17 protein-coding genes and 1 riboswitch are annotated in these 17,625 nt (G+C 67.8%); of the genes, 8 read left to right on the top strand and 9 right to left on the bottom strand.

Features of this window, described 5'->3' with window-relative positions:
• Window positions 1–53: 53 nt before the first annotated feature.
• Window positions 54–1,058 carry a cytochrome d ubiquinol oxidase subunit II gene (cydB, locus tag AB0N07_RS12055; protein WP_365834120.1) on the bottom strand — a complete coding sequence of 335 codons (1,005 nt, stop codon included), beginning with the start codon at window positions 1,056–1,058 and terminating at the stop codon, window positions 54–56.
• 18 nt (window positions 1,059–1,076) lie between these two features.
• Window positions 1,077–2,585, bottom strand: coding sequence for a cytochrome ubiquinol oxidase subunit I (locus tag AB0N07_RS12050; protein ID WP_365834119.1), 1,509 nt, complete (start codon window positions 2,583–2,585; stop codon window positions 1,077–1,079).
• Window positions 2,586–2,731: 146 nt separating this feature from the next.
• Here AB0N07_RS12050 and AB0N07_RS12045 point away from each other — a divergent pair, with 146 nt between their 5' ends.
• A complete protein-coding gene (locus AB0N07_RS12045) occupies window positions 2,732–3,133 on the top strand; it encodes a cyclophilin-like fold protein (protein WP_365834118.1) in 402 nt (133 codons plus the stop codon).
• 7 nt (window positions 3,134–3,140) lie between these two features.
• On the opposite strand, the gene hisC is transcribed toward AB0N07_RS12045, so the two are convergent.
• Window positions 3,141–4,220, bottom strand: a complete 1,080-nt coding sequence (hisC, locus tag AB0N07_RS12040) for a histidinol-phosphate transaminase (RefSeq protein WP_365834117.1) — start codon at window positions 4,218–4,220, stop codon at window positions 3,141–3,143.
• A gap of 396 nt (window positions 4,221–4,616) precedes the next feature.
• Here hisC and AB0N07_RS12035 point away from each other — a divergent pair, with 396 nt between their 5' ends.
• From AB0N07_RS12035 to AB0N07_RS12025, 3 genes are all read left to right on the top strand, one after another.
• Entirely contained in the window at window positions 4,617–5,729 is a 1,113-nt protein-coding gene (locus tag AB0N07_RS12035) for a LacI family DNA-binding transcriptional regulator (RefSeq protein WP_030938801.1), read from the top strand.
• Window positions 5,730–5,930: 201 nt separating this feature from the next.
• Window positions 5,931–7,013 carry a metallophosphoesterase gene (locus tag AB0N07_RS12030; protein ID WP_365834116.1) on the top strand — a complete coding sequence of 361 codons (1,083 nt, stop codon included), beginning with the start codon at window positions 5,931–5,933 and terminating at the stop codon, window positions 7,011–7,013.
• Between the two features lie 193 nt (window positions 7,014–7,206).
• Entirely contained in the window at window positions 7,207–8,076 is an 870-nt protein-coding gene (locus AB0N07_RS12025; RefSeq protein ID WP_365834115.1) for a hypothetical protein, read from the top strand.
• Between the two features lie 239 nt (window positions 8,077–8,315).
• Here AB0N07_RS12025 and AB0N07_RS12020 read toward each other — a convergent pair whose 3' ends face one another.
• Together AB0N07_RS12020 and thiC are read right to left on the bottom strand one after the other, a co-directional pair.
• Window positions 8,316–8,642: a hypothetical protein gene (locus tag AB0N07_RS12020; protein ID WP_365834114.1), complete on the bottom strand. Its 327-nt coding sequence runs from the start codon at window positions 8,640–8,642 to the stop codon at window positions 8,316–8,318.
• A 623-nt stretch (window positions 8,643–9,265) separates the two neighbouring features.
• On the bottom strand, window positions 9,266–11,086 hold the full coding sequence (gene thiC, locus AB0N07_RS12015; RefSeq protein ID WP_365834113.1) for a phosphomethylpyrimidine synthase ThiC: 1,821 nt from the start codon (window positions 11,084–11,086) through the stop codon (window positions 9,266–9,268).
• Window positions 11,079–11,268, bottom strand: a riboswitch (TPP riboswitch). (Overlaps the previous gene by 8 nt.)
• A gap of 71 nt (window positions 11,269–11,339) precedes the next feature.
• On the opposite strand from thiC, the gene AB0N07_RS12010 reads away from it, so the two are divergent.
• Window positions 11,340–12,824: a YibE/F family protein gene (locus AB0N07_RS12010; RefSeq protein WP_365834112.1), complete on the top strand. Its 1,485-nt coding sequence runs from the start codon at window positions 11,340–11,342 to the stop codon at window positions 12,822–12,824.
• 143 nt (window positions 12,825–12,967) lie between these two features.
• Here AB0N07_RS12010 and AB0N07_RS12005 read toward each other — a convergent pair whose 3' ends face one another.
• The 4 genes from AB0N07_RS12005 to AB0N07_RS11990 form a co-directional block, all read right to left on the bottom strand.
• Complete coding sequence (locus AB0N07_RS12005; protein ID WP_266957524.1) at window positions 12,968–13,405, bottom strand: SsgA family sporulation/cell division regulator; 438 nt, start codon at window positions 13,403–13,405, stop codon at window positions 12,968–12,970.
• A 98-nt stretch (window positions 13,406–13,503) separates the two neighbouring features.
• Window positions 13,504–14,289 (bottom strand): IclR family transcriptional regulator C-terminal domain-containing protein, encoded by a 786-nt coding sequence (locus tag AB0N07_RS12000; protein WP_365834165.1) that lies wholly within the window; start codon window positions 14,287–14,289, stop codon window positions 13,504–13,506.
• 349 nt (window positions 14,290–14,638) lie between these two features.
• Window positions 14,639–14,851, bottom strand: coding sequence for a DUF5326 family protein (locus AB0N07_RS11995; protein WP_123966204.1), 213 nt, complete (start codon window positions 14,849–14,851; stop codon window positions 14,639–14,641).
• Window positions 14,852–14,998: 147 nt separating this feature from the next.
• On the bottom strand, window positions 14,999–15,316 hold the full coding sequence (locus AB0N07_RS11990; RefSeq protein ID WP_099930040.1) for a cupin domain-containing protein: 318 nt from the start codon (window positions 15,314–15,316) through the stop codon (window positions 14,999–15,001).
• A gap of 59 nt (window positions 15,317–15,375) precedes the next feature.
• Between AB0N07_RS11990 and AB0N07_RS11985 the strand changes: the two genes are divergently transcribed.
• Genes AB0N07_RS11985 through AB0N07_RS11975 form a run of 3 tightly spaced genes read left to right on the top strand, consistent with a single transcriptional unit; the run spans window position 15,376 to window position 17,400 of the window.
• Window positions 15,376–15,753 carry a phage holin family protein gene (locus AB0N07_RS11985; protein ID WP_365834111.1) on the top strand — a complete coding sequence of 126 codons (378 nt, stop codon included), beginning with the start codon at window positions 15,376–15,378 and terminating at the stop codon, window positions 15,751–15,753.
• Window positions 15,754–15,760: 7 nt separating this feature from the next.
• Window positions 15,761–16,252, top strand: a complete 492-nt coding sequence (locus AB0N07_RS11980) for a low molecular weight protein-tyrosine-phosphatase (RefSeq protein ID WP_365834110.1) — start codon at window positions 15,761–15,763, stop codon at window positions 16,250–16,252.
• Window positions 16,249–17,400, top strand: a complete 1,152-nt coding sequence (locus AB0N07_RS11975) for a cystathionine gamma-lyase (protein WP_365834109.1) — start codon at window positions 16,249–16,251, stop codon at window positions 17,398–17,400. The genes AB0N07_RS11980 and AB0N07_RS11975 overlap by 4 nt, the downstream gene beginning before the upstream one ends.
• The last annotated feature ends 225 nt before the right edge of the window (window positions 17,401–17,625 follow it).

Raw genomic sequence — 17,625 nt, 5'->3', positions numbered from 1 at the left:
ACACCCTCTTCCTCAAGAGGCATGTTTCACGTGAAACATGCCCCAGCTCGGACTCAGTGCACCGCGTCAGCGATGTGCTGCGTACCGATCCGCTTGCGGAACACCCAGTAGGTCCACCCTTGGTAGAGCAGGACGATCGGCGTGGCGATCCCCGCGCACCAGGTCATGATCTTCAGGGTGTAGGGGCTCGACGAGGCGTTGGTGACCGTGAGGCTCCAGTCCCCGTTGAGCGACGACGGCATGACGTTCGGGAAGAGCGACAGGAAGAGCATCGCCACGGCGGCCACGATCGTGACCCCGGACAGCGCGAACGACCAGCCTTCGCGTCCGGCCTGGTTCGCCACCAGGGCGGCGACCAGTGCGGCCACGGCCACGACGAGCGCGACCAGGCTCTTGCCGTCACCGCTGTCGACCTGCGTCCACAGCAGGAAGATCAGCGCCACCACGGCGGCGACAAGACCGACCACCATCGCCAGCTTCCGTGCCCGCTCCCGGATGTCCCCGACCGTCTTGAGCGCCGTGAACACGGCCCCGTGGAAGGTGAACAGCGTGAGGGTCACGAGCCCGCCGAGCAGTGCGTACGGGTTGAGCAGGTCCCAGAAGGTGCCGACGTACTCGAAGCTCTTGTCGATCTTCATCCCGTGCACGATGTTGCCGAAGGCCACACCCCACAGGAATGCCGGGATCAGCGAGGTCCAGAAGATCGCGGTCTCCCAGTTGCGCTGCCAGTTCTCCTCGGGCCGCTTCGCCCGGTACTCGAAGGCGACACCACGCACGATCAGGCTGACCAGGATGATCAGCAGCGGCAGGTAGAAGCCGGAGAAGAGCGTGGCGTACCAGTCGGGGAAGGCGGCGAAGGTCGCACCGCCGGCCGAGAGGAGCCAGACCTCGTTGCCGTCCCACACGGGACCGATCGTGTTGATCAGCACCCGCTTCTCGGGCCGGTTCCGCGCCAGCAGCTTGGTGAGGATGCCGACCCCGAAGTCGAAGCCCTCCAGGAAGAAGTAGCCGGTCCACAGGACGGCGATCAGGACGAACCAGACGTCGTGAAGTTCCATGACTCGATCTCCCTCGGCCTAGTACGAGAAGGCCATCGGCTTGTCGGCGTCACGGGTGTCGCCGCCGATCTTCGTAGGCGGGTTGAGGTCGGCCTCGGTGAGCTCGGGCGGGCCTGCCTTGACGTACTTCACCAGCAGCTTGACCTCGACGACAGCGAGGATGGCGTAGAGCGTGGTGAAGACGATCATCGAGGTGAGGACCTCGGCCTGGGACACGCTGGGGGAGACCGCGTGCCGGGTCTGCAGGACGCCGTAGACGACCCACGGCTGGCGGCCCATCTCGGTGAAGATCCAGCCCCAGGAGTTGGCGATCAGCGGGAACCCCAGGGTCCAGATCGCCACCAGCCAGTACAGCCTGCTGAGCTTGGGGCTCAGTGCCTTGTTCCTGAAGAGGACCAGATGCGGCACCTCGTCGTCACCGACCCTCAGATGCTGCGGCAGCATGAACTTCTTACGGGTCAGCCAGAGTCCGGCCAGGCCGATGGCGAAGGACGCCATGCCGAAGCCGATCATCCAGCGGAACGCCCAGAAGGTGACCGGGATGATGGGCCGGTAGTCGCCGGGCCCGTACTTCTCCTGCTCGGCCTTGTTGGTGTCGTTGATGCCGGGGACGTACGAGTGGAAGTTGTCGTCGGCGAGGAACGACAGCAGGCCGGGGACCGACAGTTCCACGGTGTTGTGGCCCTTGCTGACGTCGCCGTACGCGAAGATCGAGAACGGCGCGGACCTCTGGCCGTCCCACAGCGCCTCGGCGGCAGCCATCTTCATCGGCTGCTGCTTGAACATGACCTTGCCGAGCGTGTCACCGCTGATCGCGGTGAGCAGGCCGGCGATGACGACGGTGACCAGACCCAGCCGCAGCGAGGTCTTCATCACCCGTACGTGCTTCTTGCGGAACAGATGGAAGGCGGCGATGCCGACCATGAACGCGCCGCCGGTCAGGAAGGACGCGGAGAGCGTGTGGAACGCCTGGGCCAGCGCGGTGTTCTGGGTCAGCACGTGCCAGAAGTCGGTGAGCTCGGCACGCCCCTTCGCCTTGTTGATCCGGTAGCCGACGGGGTGCTGCATCCAGGAGTTGGCCGCGAGGATGAAGTACGCCGACAGGATCGTGCCGATGGAGACCATCCAGATGCAGGCCAGATGGATCCGCTTGGGCAGCTTGTCCCAGCCGAAGATCCACAGGCCGATGAAGGTCGACTCGAAGAAGAACGCGATCAGGGCCTCGAAGGCCAGCGGGGCGCCGAAGACATCACCGACGAAGCGCGAGTAGTCGGACCAGTTCATACCGAACTGGAACTCCTGCACGATGCCGGTGACCACACCCATCGCGATGTTGATCAGGAAGAGCTTGCCCCAGAACTTGGTCGCCCTGAGGTACTTCTCCTTCTCCGTGCGCACCCAGGCGGTCTGCAGGCCGGCCGTGAGAGCGGCCAGCGAGATCGTCAGGGGGACGAACAGGAAGTGGTAGACGGTCGTGATGCCGAACTGCCATCGCGCCAGAGTCTCCGGCGCCAAAGCCAGGTCCACGTCGCCGCTCCTTACCGCTTGTGAAAGCGTTCACATTCACAAGCAATTATGACGCACCCGTTTTCGCCGATCAGCAGGGGGGTCCTGTCTTCTGCGTCACGTCAACCCCTTGGCAGCAACTTCAACATCTTGTTGAATTGCCTGCCGTGCAGATACGGATCTCGCGGCCCGCCAGCCACCTCACCGCAACCCTCGATGACACCCCGACCGCGCAGGCCCCCACCAAGGCACTGCCCCTCACCTCCACCGCCCGTACCTGGGGCGAGGAGGTCTACTTCGACACCGGCGTCTCGGTTCCACGTGAAACATCGGCCAGGCAGGTCGTGGACCCGGGCACGGTCGCCTTCTGGACCGACGGCGACGCGCTTGCACTCCCCTACGGGCCCACTCCGATCTCGCGAGGCTGGGGGTCCCCCCGAACGGAGTTCGGGGGAGAGTGCCGACTCGCGAGCGCGTGCAACGTCCTGGGCCGCCTGGACGGCGACCCCGCACTCCTCGCCACGGTCCGCGACGGCGACCCGGTGCGCGTGGAGCTCGTGGACGAGTGACGCCGGCTCACAGCTCCTTGCGGAACCCTTCCGCCACCTTCAGGAAGATGTCGTTCGCCTCGGTCTCCCCGACCGTCACCCGCACACCTTCGCCGGGGAACGGCCGGACCACCACGCCGTGCTGCTCGCACGCCGCCGCGAACGCGACCGTGCTCTCCCCCAGCCGCAGCCACACGAAGTTGGCCTGGGTCTCGGGCACGGTCCAGCCCTGGGCGCGCAGCCTGTCAACCACGCGGTTGCGCTCACAGACCAGCGAGCCGACCCGGCCGAGCAGTTCGTCCTCGGCGCGGAGCGAGGCAATCGCCGCCTCCTGCGCAAGCTGGCTCACGCCGAACGGCACCGCCGTCTTGCGCAGCGCAGCCGCCACCGGTTCATGGGCGATCGCGAAGCCGACACGCAGGCCCGCGAGGCCGTACGCCTTGGAGAATGTGCGCAGCACGCAGACGTTCGGCCGCTCGCGGTACAGCTCCACGCCGTCCGGCACCTCGGTGTCGCGGATGAACTCGCGGTACGCCTCGTCCAGCACGACCAGTACATCGCCGGGCACCCGGTCGAGGAACCGCTCCAGCTCGGCGCGCCGTACCACCGTGCCGGTCGGGTTGTTGGGGTTGCAGACGAAGACGAGTCGCGTCCGGTCGGTGATCGCGTCCGCCATCGCGTCCAGGTCGTGCACATCGCCCGGGGTCAGCGGCACCTGCACCGAGGTCGCGCCGCTGATCTGCGTGATGATCGGGTACGCCTCGAAAGACCGCCAGGCGTAGATGACCTCGTCACCGGGGCCGCTGGTCGCCTGGATCAGCTGCTGGGCGACGCCGACCGAACCCGTGCCGGTGGCCAGGTGGGAGAGCGGGACACCGAAGCGGTCCGACAGCTCGCTCATCAGACCGGCACAGGCCATGTCGGGGTAGCGGTTGAAGGACGAGACCGCGGCCGTCACCGTCTCCATCACACCGGGCAGCGGCGGATACGGGTTCTCGTTGGAGGACAGCTTGTAGGCCACCGGGCCACCGGCCGCGGCCGGCTTGCCCGGCTTGTAGGTGGGGATACCCTCCAGCTCGGCGCGCAGCTTGGGGCTCGTCTCGCTCACCGCAGTCCTCCTCATGACCACCGGCTTCCAATACTGCTCACCTTATGAGGATTCGGCGCCGCTGCGTACAGCTGAGGACAGACCTCATCCGTCACATGCACATCAGGGGCATCACCCCCGTAGGCAGACGAACCGGGGGGCGCGGTCACATATATCTATGCGCCGGTGGCTCGCGCCCTGGCGCGCATCGCCCATGCAGGTGAGTTGAGACCTCTTCGAAACATCGGGAACTTGGCAGGCCCATGCGCGCCGACAAGTCACGTAGTTCTATTGGATCGTTCAACTGCCTTTGTTTCAAAGGTAGTTGACGGTATATGACCTTGCAGAAACGTGCCTGTCAACGCGTGCATATGCGTCCGCCCTACCCCACTCCATGAGCCCTACTATCGGCTCGCCATGACAGCAGCAGGGAAGCACCAGGTGAGCCGCGCGGAAACCTCACGCCGAGGCAGCCGGCCGGGCCGTGCGGGCATCAGAGACGTTGCCGCCGCCGCCGGAGTCTCCATCACGACCGTCTCCGACGCCCTCAACGGCAAGGGCCGGCTCCCGGACGCCACCCGGCGTCATGTCCGAGAGGTCGCCGACCGGCTGGGTTATCGCCCGTCGGCAGCGGCCCGAACCCTCCGTACCGGCAAGTCGGGCCTCATCGGCCTGACCGTGACGACGTACGGGGATGAACCTTTCACCTTCACCGAGTTCGCCTACTTCGCCGAGATGGCGCGCGCCGCCACCTCGGCCGCGCTCGCCCGCGGTTACGCCCTGGTCATCCTGCCCGCGACCTCCCGCCACGACGTGTGGTCGAACGTCGCGCTGGACGGCACGGTCGTCATCGACCCCTCCGACCAGGACCCGGTGGTCAGCGAACTGGTCCGGCAAGGCCTGCCCGTCGTCTCCGACGGCCGCCCCGCCGGCTCGCTCCCGGTCACCGCCTGGGTCGACAACGACCACGAAGCCGCCGTACTCGGCATCCTCGACCACCTGGCCGATGCCGGCGCACGCCGCATCGGACTGCTGACGGGAACCTCGACCGACACGTACACCCACCTGTCGACCACGGCGTATCTGCGCTGGTGCGAACGCGTCGGACAGGACCCGGTGTACGAGGCCTACCCGGCGCACGACCCGTGCGCGGGCGCCGTCGCCGCCGACCGGCTGCTCGCCCGCCCCGACCGGCCCGACGCCGTCTACGGCCTGTTCGACCCGAACGGCACCGACCTGCTCGCCGCGGCCCGCCGCTACGGCCTGCGGGTGCCGGACGACCTGCTTCTGGTCTGCTGCAGCGAATCCACCGTGTACGCCAACACCGAACCGCCCATCACCACACTCTCACTGAAGCCGCGCCGTATCGGCACGGCCGTGGTGCAGCTCCTCATCGACGCGATCGAGGGGGTCGAATCGGACCAACCGGTCGAGCAGGTGATACCGACGGAGCTGATCGTGCGTACCTCGTCGCAGCGACGCCCGCCGCGTACGACCGTCAGCGCGCCGCGGTCGCCCGAAGAGGAGTAGAACCAAGGCCGTCAGCAGGCGGTCGAAGCCCTGCCCAATCGGGGCGAAAGCCGCGGTGAACTGGACTCTTCCTCCGATTCACCACCCCTGGGTCATCACATGGCGCGATCGGCATTCCTATGATGGGCCCACGACACCGCGGGCCGCTGCGACCAGGCAGTCCGAAGCGGTGCAGATGCGGCGCGATGGTGGAGGGGTCTGATGACTCAGGGGGCCGGTCAGGGACCCGAGACGGAGCGGACGGCGACGTTGCGCGACTTCCGGGTACCGGCGTATGTCCACGAGACCGGTCCGTACGGCCACAGCACACACCCCGGCGATGTCGCCAGACCCGTCGAGGAGCCGGCCGACCACCCGGAGGGGTACACCCCGACACAGCGCGACCTGCCGGTCATCAACCGCGGTGACACGCTTCAGGTGCCCGTCGATCCCGCGTCCCTCCCCATCCCGCAGCAGACCGACGGCGCAGGCCCGCTGTACGTCGTCGGTGATGTGCACGGCTATCTCGACGAGTTGGTGGCCGCCCTCCAGGAGCAGGGCCTCGTCGACGCCGCGGGCAACTGGTGCGCGGGCACCTCCCGGCTGTGGTTCCTCGGCGACTTCACCGACCGCGGCCCGGACGGCATCGGCGTCATCGACCTCGTGATGCGCCTGTCCGCGGAGGCGGCCGCGGCCGGCGGCTACTGCAAGGCGCTCATGGGCAACCACGAACTGCTGCTGCTGGGCGCCAAGCGGTTCGGCGACACCCCCGTCAACTCCGGCGCGGGCACGGCCACCTTTCAGGCGGCCTGGCTGCTCAACGGCGGCCAGAAGACCGACATGGACCGTCTCCAGGACCATCACCTCCAGTGGATGGCCCGTCTCGACGCAGTCGAGGAGGTCGACGGCTATCTGCTCGTCCACTCGGACACCACCGCCTACCTCGACTACGGCGACTCGATCGAGGCGGTCAACGACACGGTCCGCGAAACGCTCACGCGCAACGACGCCGACGAATGCTGGGATCTGTTCCGCAAGTTGACCAAGCGGTTCTCCTTCCGCGACGAAGGCGGTGCAGACGCCGTACGCTCCCTGCTGGATACGTACGGCGGCACGCGGATTGTTCACGGTCACAGCCCCATTCCGTATCTGCTGGGCGAGGTCGGCTCCGAGGAGGGCGAGGACAGCGCAGGGCCCGTGGTCGAAGGACCGCACGTCTACGCCGAGGGACTCGCCATCGCGATGGACGGTGGAGTGACCATGGCCGGAAAGCTGCTGGTCCAGCAACTGCCGCTGGATATCTGAACGTTCACAGGGCAGGCGTCCCCCCATGAAGGAATCGCGATAAACGGCGCAGGCCAGGGCCCAATTTCTTCAAACCCCCTGTCACCGTGTGCCGTCGCCGCTCTACCATCGGCTTATCCGTAGCAGGCTCCCCTCCGTTTCTGCCCGACGGCTCGTTGGCATGCGAGCCCCAAGCCCTACGGAGCATCGGGGGATGCACATGAACAGCGTTCCGCAGCACCTGCTGAGCGAGGACCGCCAGGAGTATGAGCGGGTCCTCGATGAGGCGCTGCGCTCCGCCCCAAACCGCCCGGAACTGGCCGCTGTCGGCAAGCGGCTCAACCCCGAACAGCTGCGCACGATGGCGCTCAACGCCACCGCACTCATCACGGTGGCAGCGGCGGCCGAGTACCAGCACTACGTGAAGGTTCGCGAGGAACTGCGCCGGCCGGCGCCGTCCACCCCGTCGTCCACCCGTGAATCCGGCTCTGCGGAGCCGGGCGCGGCGGCGGTGGGGCTCGCCACCACCCTCGGCGAGGCCGCCGAGCCGGCCGGCGCGGGCGCCGTCGCCGTCGCCGCCGTCCTCACCCCTGTCCTCGCCGGAACGGCTGCGGTGATCTTCCTGCTCGTCGGGTACATCATCAAGTCACTGGAACCCAAACAGGTGTTCGGCAAAACCATGATCACCGCCGGTTGGGTGTTCGGTGCCATGACCGCGGCCGCGATCCTCGTCGCCGCTGTCGGGCTGCTGCTCACCGCCCTGCGCAACCAGCCCTCGCTCGAGTCCGGACCGTACGGCGAACTGAGCGGGGAAGTGGCCCTGGCCAGGGAAGCCTGGCGCGAAGCACTCCTGGAGCGCGGCATCATGCCGTTCCTCAGGGAGGCACTCGCCGACCCCGGCACCGCCGCGGCGCTGCACACCGCCACACCGCCGACGTCGACCGGCCGCATGCCCCACCTCGGCTACGGCCGGCCGGGCTTCAGCAGCCCGGACGACGGCTCGGCCCCCGGCCCGCGCCCGAGCTTCACCAGCCCGGACTACACCAGCCCGGATTTCGGAGGCCCGGAACACCAGCCGGAGTAACCGTCGGCTTGCGCCCCCCGAACCAGAAAGGCCCGTCGAGGCCCGCAGGGGGAGCGCAAGCCGAACACCGATCGCGAAACGACGGCTCCGCCCTACGGCACCTCAGGCCGAAGAGCGGACCGTCCTCCACGTCGGAGCTGCCACTCTCGACTTCTGAAAGACCCCTTCAGCGATCTCCTCGGGAGACGCCCCTTCAATCACAGCACCGCCGAACCGCTCTGTGATGCCTTGGCCGGCCTTCATCGAGCTGGATCGGTGCCCTCATCGGGCCGGCCGAGCCTCCGGCTCAGGCCAGGTTGTGAGCGCAGGCCTGCCAGCCTGCGGTGATCCTCGGAACCGGACAGGCTATCGTCCAAGGACAAGAGCGACAGGAGCTGCACGGGACGCCCGGCCGAGGCTGCCGCCTCCAGCTTGTGATGGCCGTCGAGCAGGAAATGCGTCACTCCCCAGTGCTCGTATTCGTCGGTCGACTGAAGGCTCACCGCAGGCTGACAGCGATCCAGCGTCGACACCGCGACTGCCGTCGGCACCGCCCTTTGCATCATCCGCGCGGCGTACTCCGCCACCCGTTCCCGGTCGTTCCACAGGGGGAGGAACCATCGGTACGACGAACTCGTAGAGGTGAGCGTCTTCGTCGATCACAGTCTCGAACGTGCGGTGGTACGGCGTGCGGGGATGCTCCGGAAGACCCCAGAACTGGTCGGGTCCCCAGGTGGCGACTTGCTCATTGCTGAAGTAGTCGCCCTCCTGCCCCGGAGTGATCAACCGCGGCTCCACACGGATCAGCGACGGCAGGTAGTTGCCTTCCGGCAGCAGGGATCCGAACGCAAGCAGAATGCCGTCGTCCAGGTCGGAGACCCGACCGGCGAGGCATTCCTGCATGCCCTCCGACGACAGCGTCTGATTGGCGCCCTCCAGCCGCTGGAACAGAAACATCATCGAGGACCAGCAACCTGCGGCCCGGCGCCGACCCCAGTCCCTGGAGCTCGGTCGCGAACCGCAGCCTCGCCTCCGATCCGGGCACTCCGAGCCTGCGCGGCTCGCCCACGACGATGCTCATCATGCCCGTGACCGTATGAGAGCCACCGCCAGGCACCAGACCGCTCCCCACGAAGAGCCGGCCTGTACACCCGGCCGTCGCCGGACCCGGGCCCCACCATGAGCAACGGGCCCGACGACAGGTGGCCGCTCAGTCCGCGATCGGCAGGTACACCCTGTTGCCGCTGGCAGCGAACTCCTTGGACTTCTGCAGCATGCCTTCCGCGACCTCCTCCGGCGACGCCCCCTCGACAGCGCCACCACCGAACCGCTCTGTGATGCTTTGGCTGATCTTCATCGAGCAGAACTTCGGCCCGCACATCGAGCAGAAGTGGGCGGTCTTGGCCGGCTCCGCCGGGAGGGTCTCGTCGTGGAACTCCCGTGCCGTGTCCGGGTCCAGGGCGAGGTTGAACTGGTCCTCCCACCGGAACTCGAAGCGGGCGTCGGACAGCGCGTCGTCCCATTCCTGCGCCCCGGGGTGCCCCTTGGCGAGGTCGGCCGCATGGGCGGCGATCTTGTAGGTGATGACACCGGTCTTGACGTCGTCACGGTTGGGCAGGCCCAGGTGTTCCTTGGGCGTGACATAGCAGAGCATGGCCGTGCCCCACCACGCGATCATCGCGGCACCTATGCCGGAGGTGATGTGGTCGTACGCCGGCGCGACGTCCGTGGTCAGCGGGCCGAGCGTATAGAACGGAGCTTCATCGCAGATCTCCTGCTGAAGGTCGATGTTCTCCTTGATCTTGTGCATCGGGACGTGTCCCGGGCCCTCGATCATGGTCTGTACGTTGAAACGCTTGGCGATCCGGTTGAGTTCCCCGAGCGTGCGCAACTCAGCGAACTGCGCCTCGTCGTTGGCGTCCGCGATCGACCCGGGCCTGAGGCCGTCGCCCAGCGAGTACGTGACGTCGTAGGCGGCGAGGATCTCGCAGAGTTCCTCGAAGTTCTCGTACAGGAACGACTCCTTGTGGTGCGCGAGGCACCACGCGGCCATGATGGAGCCGCCACGCGAGACGATGCCGGTCTTGCGGTTCGCGGTGAGCGGGACGTACGGCAGGCGGACGCCCGCGTGGACCGTCATGTAGTCCACGCCCTGCTCGGCCTGCTCGATGACGGTGTCCTTGTAGATCTCCCAGGTGAGCTCCTCGGCGCGGCCGTCCACCTTCTCCAGGGCCTGATAGAGCGGCACCGTGCCGATGGGGACGGGGGAGTTGCGCAGCACCCACTCACGCGTGGTGTGGATGTTGCGGCCGGTGGAGAGGTCCATGACCGTGTCGGCACCCCAGCGGGACGCCCAGGTCATCTTCTCGACCTCCTCCTCGATGGAGGACGTCACCGCGGAGTTGCCGATGTTGGCGTTGACCTTCACCAGGAACCGCTTGCCGATGATCATCGGCTCGATCTCCGGGTGATTGACGTTGGCCGGCAGTACCGCGCGGCCCGCCTCGATCTCCTGGCGGACCACCTCGGGCGAGACGTTCTCCCGGATGGCCACGTACTCCATCTCCGGCGTGATCTCCCCGCGGCGGGCGTACGCGAGCTGCGTGACCGCCTTGCCGTCGCGACTGCGGCGCGGCTGGCGCGGCCGGCCCGGGAAAACCGCGTCGAGGTTGCGCAGACCACCTCGTGGAGAGGTGTGCTTGATCCCGTCGTCCTCGGGACGGGCGGGACGGCCCGCGTACTCCTCCGTGTCGCCGCGCGCGATGATCCAGTTCTCGCGCAGCGGGGCGAGCCCCCTGCGCACATCGGTGTCGACGAGCGGATCGGTGTACGGGCCCGACGTGTCGTACAGCGTGACCGACTGCCCGTTGGTGAGATGCACCTGACGGACCGGCACCCGCAGATCGGGGCGCGAGCCCTCGACATACGCCTTGTGCCAGCCGATGGACTTCCCGGCCTCCTGGGACTTTTCGCCCTGAATGGGCTGTTCGTCCTGGCTGGAGGCAGGCGTGCGTGCGTCCTTGTTGGTCATGAGACCTACTCCCTACGCCGGCATTACCCGGTAACAGGTTCGGCGGTCGACGCAGCGGTTTCCGTCTGTCGATGTTTCGTGGGGAACATCACTCGACTTCGGTGATGTTCCACGTGAAACATCGCTGGGACGGAGGTCAGCGCCCTCTCAGCCCGGTGCTCCGAGCTCCCGCGTGTGCAAAGGTGCCTCCACGCTAGCGTCAATTCGGGCGCGCTGAACAGAGGGCCCCTGTCGTTCTTGCGATGATCTGGCGGTGACCACGACACATCAGCCCTCCTACCCCCCTCCGGAGCCGCCCCGCGGACATCGCTCCGAAGACGGCAGCCGCCATGGTTCCGGGGCTGGACACCAGCACGGGCCGGGGGCCGGCGCCGGGCACGGTCACGAGGCAGGTGGCGGGCACGGGCCGGGACACGGCCATGGTTCGGGTGGCGGGCACGGTCACTCGCACAGCCACGGTCCCGCGGCTCCGGTCTCCAAGCACCTGCGCAAGGTCATCGCCGCCATCCTCATCCCGTTCACCGCGGCCGTGGCAGTCGGGCTCGTGGTCCTGTGGCCCGGCGGCGCCCCGCCTCACGCACGCACCGGTGTGGGTTTCGACCGGCAGACCCAGCAGGCGACGGTCGCCAAGGTCGTGAGCGTGAGCTGCAAGTCGGTGAACGCCTCGGGTGAGACTGCGACGGGGGACACCTCCACCGCCGAGGGCTCCTCCGCCCAGCAGCAGGCGAAGGGCACCTGCAAGAAGGCGACGATCCGCGTCGACTCCGGAAAGGACAAGGGCCGTACGTTCACCGAGATCGTGCAGCCGGACCAGTCACGGCAGCTGCATGAGGGCGAGAAGGTCGTGGCAGCCTACGAGCCCTCCGCTCCGAAGGACCTTCAGTACTCGGTCGCCGATGTGAACCGCCGCTTCCCCATGGCGCTGCTGGCCGGCATCTTCGCGCTCGCCGTCGTGGTGGTGGGCCGGATGCGCGGCCTGATGGCCCTGATCGCGCTGGCCGTCAGCTTCCTGGTGCTGACCTTCTTCATCCTGCCCGCGATCCTGCAGGGTTCGGATCCACTGCTCGTGGCGGTGATCGGATCGAGCGCCATCATGCTGATCGCGCTCTACATGTGCCATGGTCTGTCGGCCCGTACCTCCGTGGCGGTGCTGGGCACGCTGCTCTCGCTCGTCCTGATCGGCCTGCTCGGCTCCGAGTTCATCGGCTGGGCAGCCCTGACCGGCAACACGGACGACAACACCGGTCTGATCCACGGCCTGTACCCGTCGATCGACATGAGCGGCCTGCTGCTGGCCGGCGTCATCATCGGTTCGCTCGGTGTCCTCGACGACGTGACGGTCACCCAGACGTCGGCGGTCTGGGAGCTGCACGAGGCGAATCCGTCGATGGGCTGGCGGGGGCTGTACCGGGCGGGCATCCGCATCGGCCGCGACCACATCGCATCCGTCGTCAACACTCTCGTCCTCGCCTACGCGGGCGCCGCGCTGCCCCTGCTGCTGCTCTTCTCCATCGCACAGAGCAGTGTGGGGACGGTCGCCAACAGCGAACTGGTGGCGGAGGAGATCGTACGCACGCTGGTGGGCTCGATCGGCCTGGTCGCCTCGGTGCCGGTCACGACGCTGCTCGCGGCACTGGTGGTCGCCGCCGACCGTCCGGGCCGGGAGCAGGCGGCGGGCACGGTGGGCGCAGCACCTGCTGTGGCGCGCACGGGACGGGGCCGACGGCGCAAGCGGTGAGGCGAAGGCGACTCGGGCACGCGTGAACGGACGGTTGGGGCGATACAGACTCCAGGCGCGCGTGCACATGAAGACATGGAGAAGCGTTACTGCGTCCTCCGCATCTCACGCAGAAGCGTTCCGGCCGACCCTCGCCGCCCGTCTCAGCCCGCGCTCTGCTCCTCCGCCAGGATGCGGTCCAGGGCCTCGTCGAGGTGGGCGTCGAAGTCGGCGAGGGAACCCTCCTGGCCGAGTGGCACCAGCTTGTCGGTGCGGTCGAGGAACGCGATGAGCGACGCCGTGGACGCACGGAACAGCGCCTGGTCGCGGCCGACCTGAAGTCGGATCAGGACCTCTGCCAGGGAGTCCGGTTCGGCGGGTGAGACGCGCACATCTCCTTCCCCGCACGGCCGGCACACCCCGTCGATGAGCAGCTCACGACCGAACGCCCAGGTCACCGGCGCATCGCCGGGCAGGTGGAAGGTCAGCCTCACGGCATAGGGATCACAGCTCTCGTAGCGCAGCTCCACCGGGATGCGGAAGGAGAGCTCCTCGGACACGAGAAAGCTCATCATGACCTCTGCCTGTACGGACTCGCGCATCGCCTACCCCGTCATGTGAAGCCGACCGGCTGGGAGTGATCCCCTGACACTGGTGGAATCTTGCTGAACGTACACGGCAGATCACAAGGAGTGAGTTTTCAGATACTGATAGAGATCGCGAGTGACCCCGCCAGCCTTCCGATTTCGCTCTGCAGTTGCCGGGCCGCGGACATCAGCCGGTCGGCCTGATGCGAGGGCAGAGAAATGGCCATCGTCGCGGCCGTCGTGCCCACCGTGATCGGAATCGCGGCGCAGACCGTCCCCAGCGCGTACTCCTGCCGCTCCGTCACCGGCTCCATCCGCCGTGTTCGCTCGAGCCGCCGCAGCAGGGTGTGGTTGTCACGCACGGTGTACGGGGTGATGGACTGCACGGGGTAGCGGTCGAGGTGGTCGCGGCGGGCCGCGTCGTCCAGCTGGGAGAGCAGGCACTGGCCGATCGCATGCGCGTGTGCGGTCTCGCGGAAGTCGGCCCACTCCTCGACGGCCGGATTGCCCGGGGTGTCCGAGACGCACATGACCTCGATCTCGCCGTCCCGGTACACGGCGTAGTACACGGGCACCCCGATCGCGTCCCGCCAGCCGGCGAGTACGTCGACGATCGTGCTGCGACGTTTCTGCTGGGCTCCGCTGCTGCTCAGTCGCACCGCCGCGTCGCCGAGGAAGAACAGGCCTTTGTCCCGGCGCAGATAGCCCTCGTGGACGAGCGTGCGCAACAGGTGGTACGCCGTAGGGAGTGCCAGGCCGGTCTCGCGGGCCAGCTGTTTGGCGGGGGCGCCGTGCTCGTGCCCGGCAACGCATTCCAGCAGGCGCATCGCGCGCTGGACGGATCCGATGAGGGTTGCGGACTGCGGCTGCGCCGGAGCGGTTTCCCGGGACGGCCGCACCGGTGGCGCGGTCAGGCGCGACGATGCGGGTGGCGCTGTCACGCGCTCCTGCGTGGAGGGGCCCGGCTGTTCAGGGGGCCTGATGCGGCGTCCGGGGGTCGGCGTGGGGGGTACGTGGGGGTCTGTGGGTGCGGTGTCAACCGTGGCCAAGGGTCACTCCCGAAGCGCGAGGGGGCTGCCCGTGCCGTGAGGAACACGGGAGGGGGTGTACGCCGCTCGCGGGGTCGCCCCCGCGTCGAATTCCGGACTCTAATGGCCAGGTGGCGCCGTGCTGCGTCCTGTCCGGAAAACTTCCCTCGCGCGAGGGACCCGGTGATTCCTGTTACCGATCACCGGTGTCCCAGGGCCCTCACCAGTCGCTGCGCGACGAGGAGCTCGACGTGAACTTCCGTACGACGTAGATCAGTCCGCCGACCAGTGCCACGAAGACCAGCACCTTGAACAGAAGCCCGATGACGAAGCCGACGACGCTGGCTATCAGCCCGCCGAAGACGACGAGGGCGATGACCGGCACCGCAATCCACTTCACCCACCACGGCAGTCCGCCGAAGATCTCACCCATTGCGCTTCCTTACCTCTCCGCCCGGCTGCTGTGCAGGGGCCCATTGATGTCCTGCACTCGATGCTAGGGCCGGCAGGGGCTCCTGCGGGGGCCTCGCATCCCTTGTCCACCCCTGACTGATCCCCTAGGGAACCCCGAGACGGCAGGTCAGCTTTCCGGCGGAGAGAACACCACGAGCACCCGCAGGTCCTCGCTGATGTGGTGGAACTTGTGGGCGACGCCGGCCGGCACGTACACCACGCTGCCGCGGGCGACCTCGGTGGTCTCCAGACCGACGGTGATCGAGGCACGGCCGCTCACGACGAAGTAGACCTCGTCCTGATTGTGTGGCTTCTGTGGATCATGTTCGCCGGCATTGAGCGCATACAGACCGACGGACATGTGCCGTTCACGCAGAAACTGCAGGTAGGCACCCTCGTTGGCGGCACGCTCCGCCTCCAGTTCGTCCAGCCGGAATGCCTTCATCGCCCTTGTCGCCCTCGTCCCACTGCTCGTGACCGATCTCGTCTGCCACGATCAGACACATGAAGAATTTCGTAGTCAAGACGATCGCCAACGCGGGTGCCCTGGCGGTCGCCGTATGGCTGCTCGACAAGATCACCCTGACCGGTGACAGCACGGGCAAGAAGGCCGGCACCCTGATCATCGTCGCGCTGATCTTCGGCGTGGTGAACTTCCTGGTCAAGCCGATCGTGCAGGTGTTGACCTTCCCCCTGTTCATCCTGACGCTGGGCCTGATCACCCTGGTGGTCAACGCACTGATGCTGCTGCTCACCTCATGGCTGGCCGACAAGCTCAACCTGAGTTTCCACGTCGAGGGCTTCTGGACGGCGGTCCTGGGCGGTTTGATCATCTCCATCGTCTCCTGGGCACTCCACGTCGTCCTGCCCGACAACGACTGAGCACGCGATGACCTTCCGCGTCTGCTTCGTCTGCACCGGCAACATCTGCCGCTCCCCGATGGCGGAGGCCGTGTTCCGTGCCCGCACAGCGGAAGCGGGACTCGACGGCCTCGTCGAGATCACCAGCGCCGGCACCGGCGGCTGGCACGAGGGCGACGGTGCCGACCCCCGCACCGTCTCCGTCCTGGAGGAGAACGGCTACGAGAGCGGCCACACGGCACGGCAGTTCCAGCCGTCGTGGTTCTCCCGCCTGGATCTCGTCATCGCCCTCGACACCGGCCACCTCAAGGCCCTGCGCCGCCTCGCCCGCACTCCGAAGGACGCGGCGAAGGTGCGGCTGCTCCGCTCCTACGATCCGGCCGCCGGTGACGACCTCGACGTGCCGGACCCGTACTACGGGGGCATGGACGGCTTCGAGGAATGCCTTGAGATGGTGGAGGCGGCGAGCGAGGGCCTGCTCGCCGCAGTACGCGAGCAAGTGGAGGTGGAGGCAGTATGAGCGACTCCGGTACGGGCCCGTCGACGGGCAGCGGTGACGGCACCCGCGCGGTGCGGGCCGGGCTGCCCGAGCCGGCCAAGAACCAGCCGCACCTGCCCGGACCGGCCTTCGCCGCCCACTACCACCTGCCGGGTGACGTCGACGGCCCGTACACCTACGGACGCGACCAGAACCCGACCTGGAGCCTGCTGGAGCGGGCCATCGGCGAGCTGGAAGCGCCCGGGCAGGAGGGCGTCGAGACGCTCACCTTCGCCTCCGGGATGGCCGCCATCTCAGCGGTGGTCTTCTCTCAACTGCGGGCGGGGGACACGGTCGTCCTGCCCAGCGACGGCTACCAGGTGCTGCCCATGGTCCGCGAGCAGCTGGAGGCGTACGGCATCGAGGTGCGCACCGCGCCGACCGGCGACGACGCCCAGCTCGACGTCCTCGACGGCGCGAAGCTGCTGTGGATCGAGTCGCCCTCCAACCCCGGGCTCGACGTGTGCGACATCCGCCGGCTCGTCGAGGCGGCACACGCGCGTGGCGCCCTCGTCGCCGTCGACAACACCCTCGCCACGCCGCTGGGGCAACGTCCGCTGGAGCTCGGCGCGGACTTCGCCGTGGCCAGCGGCACCAAACAGCTCACCGGGCACGGGGACGTCCTGCTCGGCTACGTCGTCGGCCGCGACGCCGAGGTCATGGCCGCCGTACGCCGCTGGCGCAAGATCGTCGGCGCGATTCCGGGGCCCATGGAGGCGTGGCTCGCACACCGTTCGATCGCCACGCTCCAGTTGCGGGTCGACCGGCAGTGCGCGACGGCTCTCACCGCCGCCGAGGCGCTGCGGAAGCGGCCCGAGGTGACCGGCCTGCGCTACCCGGGCCTGCCCGACGACCCCTCGCACAAGATCGCCTCGCAGCAGATGCGCCGCTATGGATGCGTGGTCTCCTTCACGCTGCCCACGCGCGCGCGTGCCGACCGTTTTCTCGATGCCCTGCGGCTCGTGGACGACGCGACGAGCTTCGGCGGGGTGCGGTCGACGGCCGAGCGGCGCGGGCGCTGGGGCGGGGATGCCGTGCCGGAGGGCTTCATTCGCTTCTCGGTCGGCGCCGAGGACCCCGAGGACCTGGTGGCAGATGTGCTCCGCGCGCTGGACGCGTCGGCGCCATGACGGCGTCGGCGACTTCCTTACGGTCGGCGGGTCGACGCCCGACCATGCACAACGGACGGTCCGAACCTCCCCCCTCGTGGCTCGGACCGTCCTCGGTTCCGCGCGCGAAGAACCGCGCGAACAAGGCTAGTTGACTCTGTGTCAGTGTCCAATCACAGTAGCGACAGAGACCTATCGACTTATTTATAGTTGGGCCCTGCCTGTGGGCCGGGAGAAGGGCAGGGA

Source organism: Streptomyces sp. NPDC051172 (assembly GCF_040682555.1).
Taxonomy (GTDB): Bacteria; Actinomycetota; Actinomycetes; order Streptomycetales; family Streptomycetaceae; genus Streptomyces.
This window is presented reverse-complemented; position numbering and strand designations above follow the sequence as displayed.

Excerpts from the sequence above, each read along its gene's own strand:
- cydB (WP_365834120.1), bottom strand. The coding sequence starts at position 1,058 with ATGGAACTTCACGACGTCTGGTTCGTCCTGATCGCCGTCCTGTGGACC.
- AB0N07_RS12035 (WP_030938801.1), top strand. The coding sequence starts at position 4,617 with ATGACAGCAGCAGGGAAGCACCAGGTGAGCCGCGCGGAAACCTCACGC.
- AB0N07_RS12030 (WP_365834116.1), top strand. The coding sequence starts at position 5,931 with ATGACTCAGGGGGCCGGTCAGGGACCCGAGACGGAGCGGACGGCGACG.
- AB0N07_RS12025 (WP_365834115.1), top strand. The coding sequence starts at position 7,207 with ATGCACATGAACAGCGTTCCGCAGCACCTGCTGAGCGAGGACCGCCAG.
- thiC (WP_365834113.1), bottom strand. The coding sequence starts at position 11,086 with ATGACCAACAAGGACGCACGCACGCCTGCCTCCAGCCAGGACGAACAG.
- AB0N07_RS12005 (WP_266957524.1), bottom strand. The coding sequence starts at position 13,405 with ATGCGCGAGTCCGTACAGGCAGAGGTCATGATGAGCTTTCTCGTGTCC.
- AB0N07_RS11995 (WP_123966204.1), bottom strand. The coding sequence starts at position 14,851 with ATGGGTGAGATCTTCGGCGGACTGCCGTGGTGGGTGAAGTGGATTGCG.
- AB0N07_RS11990 (WP_099930040.1), bottom strand. The coding sequence starts at position 15,316 with ATGAAGGCATTCCGGCTGGACGAACTGGAGGCGGAGCGTGCCGCCAAC.
- AB0N07_RS11985 (WP_365834111.1), top strand. The coding sequence starts at position 15,376 with ATGAAGAATTTCGTAGTCAAGACGATCGCCAACGCGGGTGCCCTGGCG.
- AB0N07_RS11980 (WP_365834110.1), top strand. The coding sequence starts at position 15,761 with ATGACCTTCCGCGTCTGCTTCGTCTGCACCGGCAACATCTGCCGCTCC.
- AB0N07_RS11975 (WP_365834109.1), top strand. The coding sequence starts at position 16,249 with ATGAGCGACTCCGGTACGGGCCCGTCGACGGGCAGCGGTGACGGCACC.